This is a genomic window from Marinomonas sp. KMM3893 (assembly GCF_004352855.1).
Lineage (GTDB): Bacteria > Pseudomonadota > Gammaproteobacteria > Pseudomonadales > Marinomonadaceae > Marinomonas > Marinomonas arenicola.
The window spans coordinates 1-14,271 of sequence record NZ_SJSC01000007.1; the positions used below are offsets into that span (position 1 = coordinate 1).

General features: G+C 45.3%; 14 protein-coding genes. 6 read left to right on the top strand and 8 right to left on the bottom strand.

Features of this window, described 5'->3' with window-relative positions; translation table 11 throughout:
• Positions 1 to 302: 302 nt before the first annotated feature.
• Entirely contained in the window at positions 303 to 1,607 is a 1,305-nt protein-coding gene (gene tyrS / locus E0D71_RS14735; RefSeq protein ID WP_133004080.1) for a tyrosine--tRNA ligase, read from the bottom strand.
• A gap of 104 nt (positions 1,608 to 1,711) precedes the next feature.
• Between tyrS and E0D71_RS14740 the strand changes: the two genes are divergently transcribed.
• On the top strand, positions 1,712 to 3,166 hold the full coding sequence (locus E0D71_RS14740; RefSeq protein WP_133004081.1) for a peptidoglycan DD-metalloendopeptidase family protein: 1,455 nt from the start codon (positions 1,712 to 1,714) through the stop codon (positions 3,164 to 3,166).
• Positions 3,167 to 3,260: 94 nt separating this feature from the next.
• On the opposite strand, the gene trxA is transcribed toward E0D71_RS14740, so the two are convergent.
• The 6 genes from trxA to E0D71_RS14770 all read right to left on the bottom strand — a co-directional run bounded on the left by trxA (position 3,261) and on the right by E0D71_RS14770 (position 7,297).
• The gene (trxA, locus tag E0D71_RS14745; RefSeq protein WP_133004082.1) at positions 3,261 to 3,587 is read right to left on the bottom strand and encodes a thioredoxin TrxA; all 327 of its coding nucleotides are present in this window, start codon (positions 3,585 to 3,587) and stop codon (positions 3,261 to 3,263) included.
• 102 nt (positions 3,588 to 3,689) lie between these two features.
• Positions 3,690 to 4,403, bottom strand: coding sequence for an HAD family hydrolase (locus E0D71_RS14750; RefSeq protein ID WP_133004083.1), 714 nt, complete (start codon positions 4,401 to 4,403; stop codon positions 3,690 to 3,692).
• Positions 4,400 to 5,065 carry a DUF484 family protein gene (locus tag E0D71_RS14755; RefSeq protein ID WP_133004084.1) on the bottom strand — a complete coding sequence of 222 codons (666 nt, stop codon included), beginning with the start codon at positions 5,063 to 5,065 and terminating at the stop codon, positions 4,400 to 4,402. The genes E0D71_RS14750 and E0D71_RS14755 overlap by 4 nt, the downstream gene beginning before the upstream one ends.
• A gap of 7 nt (positions 5,066 to 5,072) precedes the next feature.
• The gene (gene dapF, locus E0D71_RS14760) at positions 5,073 to 5,903 is read right to left on the bottom strand and encodes a diaminopimelate epimerase (RefSeq protein ID WP_133004085.1); all 831 of its coding nucleotides are present in this window, start codon (positions 5,901 to 5,903) and stop codon (positions 5,073 to 5,075) included.
• A gap of 10 nt (positions 5,904 to 5,913) precedes the next feature.
• Entirely contained in the window at positions 5,914 to 7,167 is a 1,254-nt protein-coding gene (gene lysA, locus E0D71_RS14765; protein ID WP_133004086.1) for a diaminopimelate decarboxylase, read from the bottom strand.
• 10 nt (positions 7,168 to 7,177) lie between these two features.
• Positions 7,178 to 7,297: a lipoprotein gene (locus E0D71_RS14770; RefSeq protein WP_133004087.1), complete on the bottom strand. Its 120-nt coding sequence runs from the start codon at positions 7,295 to 7,297 to the stop codon at positions 7,178 to 7,180.
• A gap of 204 nt (positions 7,298 to 7,501) precedes the next feature.
• On the opposite strand from E0D71_RS14770, the gene E0D71_RS14775 reads away from it, so the two are divergent.
• On the top strand, positions 7,502 to 8,293 hold the full coding sequence (locus tag E0D71_RS14775; RefSeq protein WP_133004088.1) for a hypothetical protein: 792 nt from the start codon (positions 7,502 to 7,504) through the stop codon (positions 8,291 to 8,293).
• Between the two features lie 52 nt (positions 8,294 to 8,345).
• Here E0D71_RS14775 and argH read toward each other — a convergent pair whose 3' ends face one another.
• Positions 8,346 to 9,746 carry an argininosuccinate lyase gene (gene argH / locus E0D71_RS14780; RefSeq protein ID WP_133004089.1) on the bottom strand — a complete coding sequence of 467 codons (1,401 nt, stop codon included), beginning with the start codon at positions 9,744 to 9,746 and terminating at the stop codon, positions 8,346 to 8,348.
• Between the two features lie 162 nt (positions 9,747 to 9,908).
• Between argH and hemC the strand changes: the two genes are divergently transcribed.
• The 4 genes from hemC to E0D71_RS14800 are packed head-to-tail and all read left to right on the top strand — an operon-like array spanning position 9,909 to position 14,114.
• A complete protein-coding gene (hemC, locus tag E0D71_RS14785) occupies positions 9,909 to 10,832 on the top strand; it encodes a hydroxymethylbilane synthase (protein WP_133004090.1) in 924 nt (307 codons plus the stop codon).
• A 33-nt stretch (positions 10,833 to 10,865) separates the two neighbouring features.
• Positions 10,866 to 11,633: a uroporphyrinogen-III synthase gene (locus E0D71_RS14790; RefSeq protein ID WP_133004091.1), complete on the top strand. Its 768-nt coding sequence runs from the start codon at positions 10,866 to 10,868 to the stop codon at positions 11,631 to 11,633.
• Positions 11,620 to 12,879 (top strand): uroporphyrinogen-III C-methyltransferase, encoded by a 1,260-nt coding sequence (locus tag E0D71_RS14795; RefSeq protein ID WP_133004092.1) that lies wholly within the window; start codon positions 11,620 to 11,622, stop codon positions 12,877 to 12,879. Before E0D71_RS14790 ends, E0D71_RS14795 begins: the two co-directional genes overlap by 14 nt.
• Complete coding sequence (locus tag E0D71_RS14800) at positions 12,876 to 14,114, top strand: heme biosynthesis HemY N-terminal domain-containing protein (protein WP_133004093.1); 1,239 nt, start codon at positions 12,876 to 12,878, stop codon at positions 14,112 to 14,114. The genes E0D71_RS14795 and E0D71_RS14800 overlap by 4 nt, the downstream gene beginning before the upstream one ends.
• The last annotated feature ends 157 nt before the right edge of the window (positions 14,115 to 14,271 follow it).

Genomic DNA, 14,271 nt, shown 5'->3' on the forward strand with positions numbered 1-14,271 from the left:
ACTCTCGTAAGACTTCAATTTTTTTGATCAACTACCTTCCGGTAAACCGAACGGCGATGATCTTCTGAAGACTCCAGCGAGCGCCCACACAAATTATCTGATTATCTATTTTAAAGAGCGTCTGACGTGTCGGTCGACTTACTTAGCAAGCTAAGTGGCAAACTCTTGTTTGCGTCGTTGTCCGTGTCAGTGGGTGCGTATAATACATTCTGAAAAAATTAGCGCAAGCACTTTTTAACACTTTCTTAAATTAATTAAAAAGGCGCCGAAGCGCCTTTGTATCCAACAACCCATTTGTCACCTTACAGAACGAACAGGTGATGCTTCTTCTTACCTAATTTCACTAGGAAGTACTTGTTGTAGTAACCGTCTTCAGCAGCAAAAATACTAGCCGCGTCCATATTGTTATCTAAGCCCTGGGCCTTGCCATTTACCACAACAGAATTACGTTGCAATGCGTCCTTTACCTGTTTACCACTTGCCGCCAATCCCGCATCAGCCAATAAAGAGGTTAATGGCGTGGCAGCTAGGTCAATACCTTGCAATGAACTGCTCGGTAAACCATCTAACTGAATTTGCTCTAGGTCTTGCTCACTTAGATCATCTGCTTGGCCACTAAACAAGGCTTTTGTAATACGCTCTGCCGCTTGCAACCCTTCTTCACCATGAACCAATTTAGTCGCTTCACGAGCCAAAATAGACTGAGCTTCAGGCTTGCCGGTACTTTCTTGGTCTGCTTTTTCAATCGCATCAATTTCTTCAAGACTTAAGAAAGTGAAAAATTTCAAAAATTTATAAACATCAGCGTCAGCCGTATTCATCCAGAATTGATAAAAAGCATATTGACTGGTTTTAGCAGGGTCTAACCAAACCGCACCAGACTCTGTTTTTCCGAATTTCGTGCCATCCGATTTTGTTACCAGGGGAACGGTTAAACCAAAGGCTTGAGACTGGTTTTGACGACGAGATAAATCAATACCTCCGACTATATTACCCCACTGATCACTGCCCCCCACTTGGATGGTGCAATCATAAGTGCGGTTAAGCTCAGCGAAGTCCATACCTTGTAATAAAGCATATGAGAATTCAGTGAATGAAATACCAGAACCTTCTCTATTAAGACGCTGTTGTACCGACTCTTTGTTGATCATGGCATTAACAGAAAAATGTTTGCCAATGTCTCGCAAGAAATCCAACATGCTCATTTCGCCTGCCCAGTCGAGGTTATTAACAACCTTCGCAGGGTTTGGCACATCATCAAATTTTACAAATTGACTTACTTGGCCACGAATCTTCTCTGCCCAATCGGCGACAACATCAGAAGTATTCAACTGGCGCTCTGCTGCTTTAAAGCTTGGATCACCAATCAACCCTGTTGCACCACCAACCAAGGCAATCGGATTGTGGCCAGCATCTTGAAAGCGCTTCAAAACAAGCAACGGAACAAGATGACCTAGATGTAGGCTATCCGCGGTTGGATCAAAACCACAATAAAGCGTACGACTGCCACTAGCCAGATGAGATTTAAGCTCTTCTTCTGCCGTCATTTGGGCGATAAGCCCACGAGCTTGCAAGTCGTTTAAAAGGTCGTTACTGCTTACGGTCATTTGTTAGATCCATTTCCTGAAAGTTAGTTTTATTAAAGCATTCAATTATAAAAGTAATGTTGGTACGATTATAAGGCTTTAATAAAGAATTTTGGGTACTCATTTTGGCTAAACTTATACCAGCGAAGCATCTTTTACTGATCGGCATTGTCTGCGCCTTTCTTGCAATTGTATTTTTTGCTTTTCCAACAGGCGCATCAAAAGACACACAAAACATTTCTTTAACCATAACGCCGCAAGTTATTAAAGAATCTGAGCTGTCATTATTTGAAAGTGGATCCTCCTCATTAAATAACGTTAAGACTCAAGTGATTAGCAATCAAGCCACTCACAATAGCCTGCCTTATCTTATTGATAAAGGAGGAGAAAATGAGCAGTCAAATAATTCAAACGCAAAACCGTCAGCCTCCTCTCTCACTGCCAATCCTAGACCCAAGTTCACTATTGAAAAGCACTCAGTACAAATAAAAGAAGGCGACTCATTGTCCAAGGTATTGTCCAGCTACCAGGTATCTGCGAACGATATTTACAAAGTCTCCAGCGCTGACAAGAAGCAAAAAAGCTTATTGCGCATGAGACCCGGACAACACCTGGAATTTGCAATTGAACAGCCATCTGGTTCACTCAAACACATTAAGCTGGTGCTAAATCGACTACAAAGCATCGATTTCGAACGTAAAAATGATCAGTTCGAACGCGGTGAAACCAACAGAACCCCAGACATATCTCAAACCTACAAAGAAGCGGTTATTAATAACTCATTATTCGTAGACGGAATGAACGCGAACATCGACCAACCGCTACTCATTGAGCTGGCGAATATTTTTGGCTGGGACATTGATTTTGCCCTCGACATTCGAAAAGGCGATCGTTTTAGCCTGCTATATGAAGAGAAGTTTTTAGACGGCGAAAAAATTGCTAATGGCAACATTCTGGCCGCGCAGTTCATCAATAACGGACGCACCTTTCAAGCCATTCGCTATGAGACAAATAAAGGGGCAAGCTATTACACGCCCGACGGGTTAGCGATGCGCAAAGCCTTTATCCGAACGCCCGTTGACTTCACTCGAATTTCATCCAAGTTCAATCCAAACCGACTGCACCCAATCTTCAAGACCAGCCGCCCTCACCGCGGGGTAGATTATGCTGCCGCCAGTGGCACCCCAGTCAAGGCAGCTGGAGACGGAAAAGTGTCTTTTGCAGGCAAGCAAAAAGGCTATGGCAATGTCGTCATCATCAATCATGGAAAAGGTTACCAGACACTGTACGCTCATCTACGAGGCTTTGCCCGTGGCATGCGCAAAGGTAAAAAAGTAAAGCAAGGGAACATCATCGCTTATGTCGGCCAAACAGGCTGGGCAACAGGGCCACATCTACATTACGAATTCAGGGTGAATGGTGTCCACAAAAACCCAGTGACCGTAAAACTGCCTAATGACGATCCCATGCCTAAAGCAGATTTAAAGAAATATTTACCGTACGCACAAGGTGTGGTTGCCGCTCTAACCAACTCCAATTCTGCCGAGTTTTCACAAAGGTTGGCACTGCTTAAAGACTGAGCATCTCTAAAGAAAAGACATTGCCCGTTAAAAACAACAGGCATAAAAAAAGCAGCCATCCGGCTGCTTTTTTAGATAAACAGAACAACTAGTATTAGATAGCGCCGTTTACGAATTCAACCAATTGAGACTTAGAAACTGCGCCTACTTTAGTAGCAACCACTTCACCGCCCTTCACAACCAATAAAGTTGGAATACCACGAACATTGTACTTAGGTGCTGTTTCAGTGTTTTCGTCAACGTTCAACTTAACCACTTTCACTCTGCCTGCAAATTCAGCAGCAACATCTTCCAACACTGGCGCAATCATTTTACAAGGACCACACCAAGGAGCCCAGAAATCAACAATAACAGGCACATCAGAATTCAGTACTTCTTCTGAGAATTGAGCGTCGGTAATGTGAACAGTATTATCACCCATAAAATTTTCCTTAAAATCAGTTTTAACTAATGAATGAGCCTAGTGTAACACTAAACTATTTGGGTAAAAATGAGTTCCACCTACTAAGGTAATAGAAAAACACTATGGAAGCAGTAAACGGACCGCTTCCGGCAACTCCAATATAGAATGCACCTCTATATCAGAGCGCAAAGACCACTGATCGTCCCAGCGTCGAGCCCCATGTCGGTTAAACCAAATACTTTTGATGCCCGCTCTAGCCGCTCCTGCAACATCATCAATAGGATGGTCACCGATATGCACAATACGCTCTACTGAAACGCCAGCTTTGTCTGCGGCCAGTTCAAACAACTTGCTGTCTGGCTTGGCAACGCCCACTTGATCGGCACGAATCGCAAAATCAAAATAATGCCCAATACCAACATAAGGATGAAATACATCGGCATTGCCGTTAGTAATCGCGATCAATGAGTAATCAGACTGGAGACCTTCTAACACTTCTTTTACGTGCGGGTATAAATCGACTTTTTGGCGCCACTCAGAAAAATACGATAGAGCAGCTTGCGCCACAGAATCTGCCTCTTCCGTTGGCAAACCAAATTGCTTTAATGCCGCCTTATAAACTTCATAGCGAGCCGCTGAAATATTCGCCAGCAAAGAAGGTTGCTCGACAATTAACGCTTTGCGTATTTCTTGTCGCACCGCAAAAGGGTAACGCGCATCAAAGCCAGGAAAACGCTCCTCAAACCAAGACTCCATTGCATACTCTGCTCTCACAATAACAGGATCGACATCCCACAATGTGTTATCCAGATCAAACGCGACGACTTTTTTCATGAGGAAAGCCTTTGAATTAAGACATTTAATAACTCGGCTATGTGCTCTAGAAACAAGTTTTCTTTCTTTTTAGCAAAGGTATTTTTGGACGAGGCTCCAAGCACCAAAACGCCAATCGCGTGCTTTTTCCCCTTATCAATAGACATAATCGGCATTACAGCATGAGACTGAATGTCAGAAGCGTCTTCTTGAAATAAATAGGCAAGCTCTTTTTTAGACAAGACCCCACAAGCGGACTGCTTCATTTTTGGGATGGTCGCAAGATGAGTAACGACCTCTTCAGCAGAGCAACAACGTATCGCGGAATCTTGAGCATCGCCAAACAACACAAATGCATGCCGAGACGCCGCAAAGTCATCTCGCACCATGTCATCGATGACGACCGCAAACTCATCCAATGTGTGGCATTCTAGTCCAGCCAAAATGAAACGACGTGTCTTCTGCATGATGGCTTCATTTTCACGAGCCACATCAATCAGGCGATCAAATTCACGACGATAATCCGCCGTGGATTTTCTTAATAAATCGACCTGATATTCAAGCAAAGAAACAACACGCCCATGAACGGGGTGCGGAAGCGTTAAGCTTTCCAACAACTCGGGATTCTTAACAAAAAAATCCGGTTTATCTGATAGATACTGAATAACTTCCGCTTCGTTCATAACACCTCTATAGGTAGATCTGTCCTTCAAAGACTTTTTCTGCAGGACCTGTCATAAGAATAGGGTGGCCTTCACCTTGCCATTCAATATGTAAGTCTCCACCGCGTAAATGCGCGGTCACTTTAGGCCCTAACCAACCTTGCTTAATACCTGCAACGACCGCGGCGCAAGCACCTGTGCCACACGCTTGTGTTTCACCAGCACCACGCTCATAAACACGAAGATTAATTTCCTCTTCATTTAGCACCTGCATAAAGCCAACATTGACCTTCTGTGGGAAACGTTCATGACACTCTATCAGGGCACCAACTGTTGAGACTTCTTCGTCACGCAAAGCGTCAACACGTAAAACAGCGTGCGGGTTGCCAACCGATACCGGCGTGATCTCATAATCTTGGCCACCAGCCTCAAGCGTATACAATGACTCAGAGGACTCTGCGATAAAGGGCAATGTCTTAGGCTCGAAGCTTGGCATTCCCATGTCGACCGTTACTAAGCCACCATCAACAACACGAAGCTGGATTTGGCCACCTTTCGTTTCCACGTTGATAATGTGCTTATTGGTTAACTCTCGGTCCAATACAAATTTAGCAAAGCAGCGCGCACCGTTACCACAGTGCTCAACTTCAGAGCCGTCCGCATTGTAAATACGGTAGCGAAAATCCATGTCTGGATTTGTCGGCGGCTCAACCATCAATAATTGATCAAAGCCGATACCAAAGTTGCGATCACTTAAACGCTGAATTTGTTTTTGATTAAAAAACACTTTGCGTGACACCGCATCGACAACAATAAAATCGTTACCCAAACCGTGCATTTTAGTAAATTTCAATAACACAATAGACTCCTTAGTCGGGCAATACTTGCTCGCCGGCTAATTGATGCTCTATTGTTTCACGAGCGCGTATAAGATACGTTTTATCACCATCCACCATGACTTCAGCCGCTCTATTTCGGCTATTGTAGTTAGAAGACATAGTAAAGCCGTAAGCGCCCGCGGAACGAACTGCCAATAAATCCCCTGCCTGAATGTCTAATTCGCGATCTTTACCCAGGAAATCTCCTGTTTCACAAATAGGCCCCACCAAGTCATAACTGCGGCTACCTTCTGGCGTTGGCGCCAATGACACTGGCACAATATCCATCCAAGCACTGTACAAAGACGGGCGAATCAAATCGTTCATGGCACCGTCAATGATGGCAAAGTTTTTGTGTGCCGTGCACTTTAGAAACTCAACTTGAGTTACTAATAGGCCAGCATTAGCGGCAATTGAGCGGCCAGGTTCAAATGCCAGCGTCACATTGCGACCTTTCACTTTTTCCAACACAAGTTGAGCGTATTCAGCAGGTTCTGGCGGCACTTCATCACGGTAACGAACCCCTAAACCACCTCCTAAATCAAGGTGCTTGATTTCGATGCCAACAGCAGAAAGCTCGTCTACCAAACCAATCAAACGATCGAAGGTATCTAGGAAAGGCTTTAGCTCTGTCAATTGAGAGCCGATATGGCAATCCACACCCATCACATTTAGATTTGGCAGCTTGTGCGCTATTTGGTAAATGCGAACGGCGTCTTTGATATCAATGCCAAACTTGTTTTCTTTCAAGCCTGTCGAAATATACGGGTGTGTTTTTGCGTCCACGTCTGGGTTTACACGTAACGACACAGGGGCAATTTCCCCCATCTCGCCAGCCACTTGATCAAGTCGGTACAATTCCGCTTCAGATTCTACATTGAAGCAATGTATTCCCACTTCAAGCGCTCTACGCATCTCTACCGCTTGCTTGCCTAACCCTGAAAACATTACTTTGGCAGGGTCGCCGCCCGCTTTCAGTACGCGCTCCAATTCACCAACGGAAACAATATCGAAGCCAGACCCTAAGCGCGCAAGCACATTCAAAATCGCAATGTTTGAACAGGCTTTTACGGCATAACAAATTAATGTTGGGTGAGAAGCAAAGGCATCAGCATACGCTGAGTAATGACGCTCTAACGTCGCTCGCGAGTAAACATAACAAGGCGTGCCATATTCTTGCGCTAGGTCTGTTAAAGCAACGTTCTCTGCCTGCAAAACCTGATTTTTATAGTTAAAAAAGTCCAAAAGGGGATCCTCAGTTAGCAGACGATTCTTGTTGTGGTGCAGCCTTATCAGTTGGCAAGTAAAGAGGACCTTTGTTGCCACAGGCCGTTAGGAACACAACCAAAATAAGTACTGAAAACCATTTAAACATCGTCTTAATCTCTTCAATTTTTGATGCTTACAGTATACTTGTAGGCTAGGTGTTTCCCAACCCTAGAGCGGCATTTAAAATAATATTCTTTACCAATAAAAGAATCCCTCCCACCTTGAATTTTCGATAATCACATCAAGGTAGATAGGTAATGATTTAAATAAACCTCATTATTTAAAGGGTCAGCGAACTTACGCTTTGATTATGAAAAGCAAACCATACATACCACCGTGGGTGATCGCACTCGTCAGCGCCCTTGCCCTTCATATCATTATCATCACTTTGCTCAACATTTACGGAGGGTTCACCCTCTGGCAAGCTAAAGAAACGCCTGCTCAGCCGCAACTTGAAGTGACATTTGTCCACAAACCAAACCAGACAAGTGATGAGACAACACAAAAAAACACCTCTGTGAGCGATGAAACCGCCAAGGAGACAGCGCCTACCGTCCCTACCACTTCTTCAAACCCTAACGCGACTGACAAGGTGTCAGGCGAAAACCCGGCCCCGAATCGACCGCACATTAATAGCGAAGGAAATATCACCGCTCAAGTCGCCCCGTCAGCGGACGATGTCAAAACAGATCAAGACGCAGACACAGAAAAAACAGGCGACATATCGACCAAATCCTCATTACTGGATCTGTCTCATTTTTCCTTGTCCCCTGCGGCAGACTCTAACGCGACCAGAGAAATTTTTTCTGCAGAATTGCAAAAGAAAATCGCCGCCTCTAAGCAAGCTCAAAAAGACTATTTGAAAGGCACAAAGCGAGAAATAAGCTACCCAATAACAGAAGACGCTGATGGCACCCGCTATGTAAACATCAAAGGGGTTTGCTGGAGAATGCCGAAAGACCCGAGCAAAGACAGCTGGGCAATCGTGTTTGATGGCTGCGGACTCAAAGACAAATCCTTCCATTTTGAGCTCAATATTAGCCCAAGCATGCTCACCAATGAATTGCTCGGACCAGAGTCTCCTTTTACCTTAGAGAAATAAAAAAACGGCGCATTCGATGCGCCGTTTTTATTGGGTTTGTCTACTCTATCGCTTAACGCGCCGCTAACTCTTGCTTTGCTCGAGCGACCGCTTTAAGAACCTGCGCTGGCGCAGTACCACCAATGTGATCACGCGCAGCAACGGAGCCTTCTAGGGTCAACACATCAAATACGTCCGCTTTAATCATGTCGCCGAATGACTGTAACTCTTCAAGCGTCATTTCTGATAAATCCTTACCTTCTTTAACGCCATACCCCACTGCTTTACCAACAACTTCATGAGCATCACGAAACGCCACGCCTTGGCGAACCAAATAATCGGCCAAGTCTGTTGCGGTAGAAAAGCCACGACGAGCAGCTTCATACATGTGCTCTTTACGAGATTCGATCGCTGGAATCATGTCTGCAAAGGCACGCAACGAACCTTTTAAAGTATCGACCGTATCAAATAAGGGCTCTTTGTCTTCTTGGTTGTCTTTGTTGTATGCCAGACATTGAGACTTCATTAGGGTTAACAACCCCATTAGGTGCCCATAAACACGACCCGTTTTACCGCGAACTAGTTCAGGTACATCTGGGTTTTTCTTTTGCGGCATAATCGACGAACCTGTACAAAAACGATCAGGTAAGTAGATGAAGTTAAATTGCGCAGACGCCCACATCACCATTTCTTCAGCCCAGCGAGACATGTGCATCATGATAATAGAGGCAGCAGAAGTAAATTCGATGGCAAAATCACGATCACTAACAGAGTCTAAAGAATTGTAAGTTGGACGTTCAAAGCCCAGCAATTCTGCCGTCATGTTACGATCGATTGGGTACGTGGTACCAGCAAGTGCCGCAGCACCCAATGGCAGAATATTAATACGCTTACGGCAATCAACTAAACGCTCGTAATCACGTTGCATCATTTCATACCACGCCATTAGGTGGTGACCAAACGTAACTGGCTGAGCCGTTTGCAAGTGCGTAAAGCCAGGCATAATAGTCGCCGCTTCTTTTTCAGCAAGACTCAAAATGCCTTGCTGCAGGCGAGTGACTTCTTCTAGCAAGAAATCCACTTCATCGCGCATGTAAAGACGAATGTCTGTCGCCACTTGATCATTTCGAGAACGACCGGTATGAAGTTTTTTGCCGGTAATGCCAATTTTTTGAGTCAAACGCGCTTCGATGTTCATATGAACGTCTTCTAGCTCGATCGACCATTGAAACTCACCACGTGCGATTTCTTCTTCTATCTCGGTCAAACCTTGAATAATCTGATCACGCTCATCGTCTGTCAAAACCCCTACGCTTGCGAGCATGGTGCCGTGCGCGATAGAGCCTTGGATGTCTTGTTTCGCCATTCGTTGATCAAACTCAACAGACGCTGTAAAACGAGCAACAAAAGCATCTACAGGTTCGGAAAAGCGACCACCCCATTGCTGGTTCGTGGTTTTAGTAGTATCAGTCATTCAATCAGTTCCCACACAAATTCAAACAGCTGCCAAGAGTACCTTAAGCGCCGCCACTTATAAAGCGTGGAAGGATGACGACCCACCGCTTAACGAGTATGATTAAGGCCATAAATCTCAACGAAGAATGCTTTTTCTTCCGACGCCTTACTAGGAGATAATGTGAAAGATAAAATCGTGATCGCTACCCGCGAAAGCCAACTCGCTTTATGGCAAGCCAATACGGTAAAAGCTCAATTAGAATCGCTCTACCCAAACCTCAAAGTCGAATTGCTTGGCATGACAACCAAAGGCGATCAAATTTTAGATTCACCGCTCTCAAAAATTGGTGGCAAAGGACTCTTCGTTAAAGAGTTAGAAACGGCGTTATTGGATGGCCGTGCGGACATTGCTGTGCACTCCATGAAAGACGTGCCTATGGCTTTTCCAGATGGCTTAGGTCTTGCTGTTATTTGTGAACGCGAAGACCCAACCGATGCTTTTGTCTCCAACCACTTTGCCTCTGCAGCAGACTTGCCTGCTGGCAGTGTTGTCGGTACCTCCAGTTTACGACGCTCTTGCCAACTGCGTATGCACAGACCAGACATAGTCGTAAAAGACCTTAGAGGCAATGTAAACACTCGCCTAAGAAAACTAGACGCAGGCGAATACGATGCCATTATTTTGGCCACGGCAGGGCTAATACGCCTAGAGATGCAAGACCGCATCCAGCAAAGAATTCCCGACACAGTCAGCTTGCCAGCCGGTGGCCAAGGCGCTATGGGTATTGAATGTCGCTCTGACGACCAGGACACAGTGGCGTTACTCGCCCCATTGCAACATGAAGAAACCGCCATTCGAGTGACGGCTGAACGCGCCATTAACGAACGTTTAAATGGCGGATGCCAAGCCCCAATCGCTTGTTTTGCAACGCTCAATGACGATCAGTTATTTGTCCGTGGCTTGGTTGGCAGCCCTGATGGAAAAACCATGATCACCAGTGAGATCTCAGGACACAAACACGACGCTAAATCATTAGGCGTTCAACTCGCTGACGACTTGTTACAACAAGGAGCAGATCGCATTCTTGCTTCTATTTATCAATAACAACCCACACGCGATGAAAGGCAAATAACACCGGTGAGTAAATTAAACATACTAATCACTCGGCCTGAGCCAGAAAACACCCTCAGTTGTGAACGCGCAACTGAGCAAGGATTTCATGGCGTGTCTCTGCCTATGCTAGAGATTGTTCCGATAAGTGAAGCAAATAAAGTGGCGGCCATTCGCTCACAAATTTTTAACATTGATGAATTTCAGTATGTTATTTTTGTCAGCAAAAATGCAGCAAGAGCCGCCGCACAATGGCTGGATGACTGCTGGCCTATGTTACCCGTGAATACTCATTGGATAGGCATAGGAAAAGGCACAACAGAAACATTGCGAGCTGAAAACATTCCCGCGATAACCAATCCTGGGCACACTACGGAAGCGTTATTAGAATGGCTTAAACCGGTAAAAATGCGCCATCAGAAAGTACTCATAGTAAGAGGGGAAGGCGGACGACCAGAACTCGGAGAACAACTAGAGAAAAGAGGCGCTCACGTACAGTACCTTTCTCTCTATGAAAGAAAAAAGCCTGTTTACCACGCCCAAACTTTCGCCTTATTACCCGATATTCATTTAATATGGGCAACCAGTGGTGAAAGCTTGATAAACCTTAACAGCTACATTGAGCAATTCAAACCCAGCTTTAAATCACTATTACTTCTAACGCCAAGCGAACGAGTGAACGCTTTGGCGAAGACCATGGGCTGGCATAATGCTATTTGCGCAAACGGTGCAGATGACGCTAGTCTAATAACGGCGACGGAACTTCACACAGGACAACAGAATGATAGAGACTAATAAGCACACTTCAGAACACGATGTAGCTAATAGCGAAGATTCTCCAACAATGACAACGGAACCGTCAAACAATCACAACACCCAAAATCAAGCGCCCGTCACTATGCATCGAACGCTAATAGCCGCCTCTCTGGTCATTTCTATTATTGCATTAGGGACAAGCGGATGGCTGTTTTACCAGAGCCAACAAAGCAACACTCAAGCTCAGCTTGCGCTTTTAAAAAGCCAGCAAGACAAGGTAAATACAGAGTTTAAGGCTCGCAATCAAACACACAGCCAACTCGTACAATTATCCGACCAAGTCACCCAAGCAGAGCAAAACACTCGCGAACAAGCCGCCTCATTGCAAGCACAACAAACCAAGCAGCAAACGCAACTGCAGGCACTTGAGAACCGCGTACGTAAAATAAACAGCGCGAATAAAGAGGACTGGAAACTGGCTGAAGCGGAATACCTAGTACGTCTAGCCAACCAAAGAGTCCTACTAGAGGCTGACCTTACAGGGGCAGAAACACTGCTTTCCAATGCCGATGATATTCTTTCTGCACTTGAAGACCCTCTCTTTTTTAGCGCCCGTAAAGCCATTGCAAAAGACATTCAAGCGCTAAAATCCACCAGCCATTTTGACGTTGAAGGCCGCTACCTACAATTGGGCGCCTTGTACGATCAAGTTGGCCAATTGCCACAAAGAGAACCTTCTAAAAAATGGCAAGAAAGCACACAAGAAGCCCCGCAAGGCAAACTGGATCAAGCCTCTTCAAAAGTCACTAGCACACTGGCAAGCTTATGGGACTCCATCAAGTCACTGGTTGTTATTAACTACAACCACAAACCCATTAAAACCTTACTACCACCAGCCGAGTATCAAGAGTTAGTCACAGGCTTACAGTTACAAATTGACGTCGCGCAAGTGGCTTTAGTAAAAGGCGAATCGTCAATTTATCAAAAAGCCTTGTCCCGAGTCGCAGACGCCATTACCGCACACTTTGATACACGCTCTCAAAACGTCATTGCATTTATGACCAGCCTGACCTCATTGCAGCAAGTTAACCCAGCGCCTGAGCTACCACAGCCAAGAGCCTCACTGAATGCCATGAAGGAAATGATGAAAGAGTGGAATGCTCGTCCGACATCGGAACATCAAGAAGAGCAAGTTCAACCCAGTGAATCGAGCGAGGCTGCTGCGCCTTCTAATGAAACAGAACAAAACAGCACTGAAAGTCCAGTGCAAGGAGCAGGAGCATGAGAAAACTCCTCTTCGTACTGGTGATCATGATGGCCATTGGCGGCGTATTAGGTCTATTGATGCGCCAAGACAGTGGCTATGTCCTGATCGCCTATAATGGTGTGACACTCGAAACAAGTCTATGGGTTTTGGTTGTCGCCATTATCATCACCCTCTTTGTGCTTAGCTGGGTTAAGCGTATTCTCTTTGTATTATTACGCCCTAGCAATTCACTGTCTAAACTCACCGATAGCCTTGCCACAAAACGCGCCACCAAAAACACCATTCGAGGCATGCTTGAACTGGTGGGCGGAAACTGGCGAAAAGCCGAAAAACTGCTCACAAACAGCGCGAACAACGTGTCTTATCCGTTAATTAACTACATTGGTGCCGCTTACGCGGCCAGTGAGCAAGACGAACATGAGCGCTCTAAAACACTGCTAAGAACCGCTCATCAGTCAACGCCTGAAGCCGAATTTGCCATTGGCTTTGCGCAAAGCCAAATACAAATGAGACAAGGTCACTACGAAGGCGCACTCGCCTCCTTGCTTCGTTTGCAAAAGCTCAAGCCGAAACACCGACAGATTCTTAAAATGCTGGTTTCGGTTTACACCAAATTAAAAGATTGGGACGCCTTGTTCGAGCTCACTCCAACACTTAAGAAAGAAGGGATTTTTGATAACGACAACATGCTCGAAATCGAGCGTAATGCCTTTTGGGCTCTGTTAAACAAAATCAATTTCCGCAATAAGTTAGGGGAAAGCAACAAAGACTTGGTTGCAGACGTAGAAGCACTCTGGAACAAATTGGACACCTTATCTCAAGACGATCACATGCGTCAGCTTTACGCCCAAACGCTCATTAGCTTTAATGACGAAGAGAAAGCGGAGCATTTCATTCGCCACAGCCTAAACAACAAGTGGTCAGAGGCGTTGATTTATGAATACGGCAATCTACGCGAATTGGCGCCTAAGAAACTGTTAGCCAATTGTGAAGGCTGGCTGAAAAAAGAGCCCCACAGCGCCAACCTATTACTGGTGTGTGGCCGCTTGAGTCAGTCCCTTCGCCTTTGGGGAAAAGCCAAAGACTATTACGAACACGCTTTCTCCTTGGACAGCCAAAGTGAAGCCCTTGCTGAACTTAGTCGTTTACTCAAAGCCATGGGCGACATAAAAGCCAGCCAAGACATTATGATGGTTAGCCTTAACCAAGCCAGCGATAGACTAAAAGCACTGCCCTTACCACAAGAGCACTAACGCGTTCATTCAATAACGTTCACTCAATAAAAAGGCCGTTTACTCTCTCAAGTAAACGGCCTTTTTTGTCTTTAAACGCTATTTAAAACGCACCACAAGTTCATGCAATTCTAGCGAGACAACTTGCAACTCTCGGATGCTGTCACTGGACATGATT

Coding starts and splice junctions, on each gene's coding strand:
- tyrS (WP_133004080.1), bottom strand. CDS start 1,607: ATGACCGTAAGCAGTAACGACCTTTTAAACGACTTGCAAGCTCGTGGG.
- trxA (WP_133004082.1), bottom strand. CDS start 3,587: ATGGGTGATAATACTGTTCACATTACCGACGCTCAATTCTCAGAAGAA.
- E0D71_RS14750 (WP_133004083.1), bottom strand. CDS start 4,403: ATGAAAAAAGTCGTCGCGTTTGATCTGGATAACACATTGTGGGATGTC.
- E0D71_RS14755 (WP_133004084.1), bottom strand. CDS start 5,065: ATGAACGAAGCGGAAGTTATTCAGTATCTATCAGATAAACCGGATTTT.
- E0D71_RS14770 (WP_133004087.1), bottom strand. CDS start 7,297: ATGTTTAAATGGTTTTCAGTACTTATTTTGGTTGTGTTCCTAACGGCC.
- E0D71_RS14775 (WP_133004088.1), top strand. CDS start 7,502: ATGAAAAGCAAACCATACATACCACCGTGGGTGATCGCACTCGTCAGC.
- argH (WP_133004089.1), bottom strand. CDS start 9,746: ATGACTGATACTACTAAAACCACGAACCAGCAATGGGGTGGTCGCTTT.
- E0D71_RS14795 (WP_133004092.1), top strand. CDS start 11,620: ATGATAGAGACTAATAAGCACACTTCAGAACACGATGTAGCTAATAGC.
- E0D71_RS14800 (WP_133004093.1), top strand. CDS start 12,876: ATGAGAAAACTCCTCTTCGTACTGGTGATCATGATGGCCATTGGCGGC.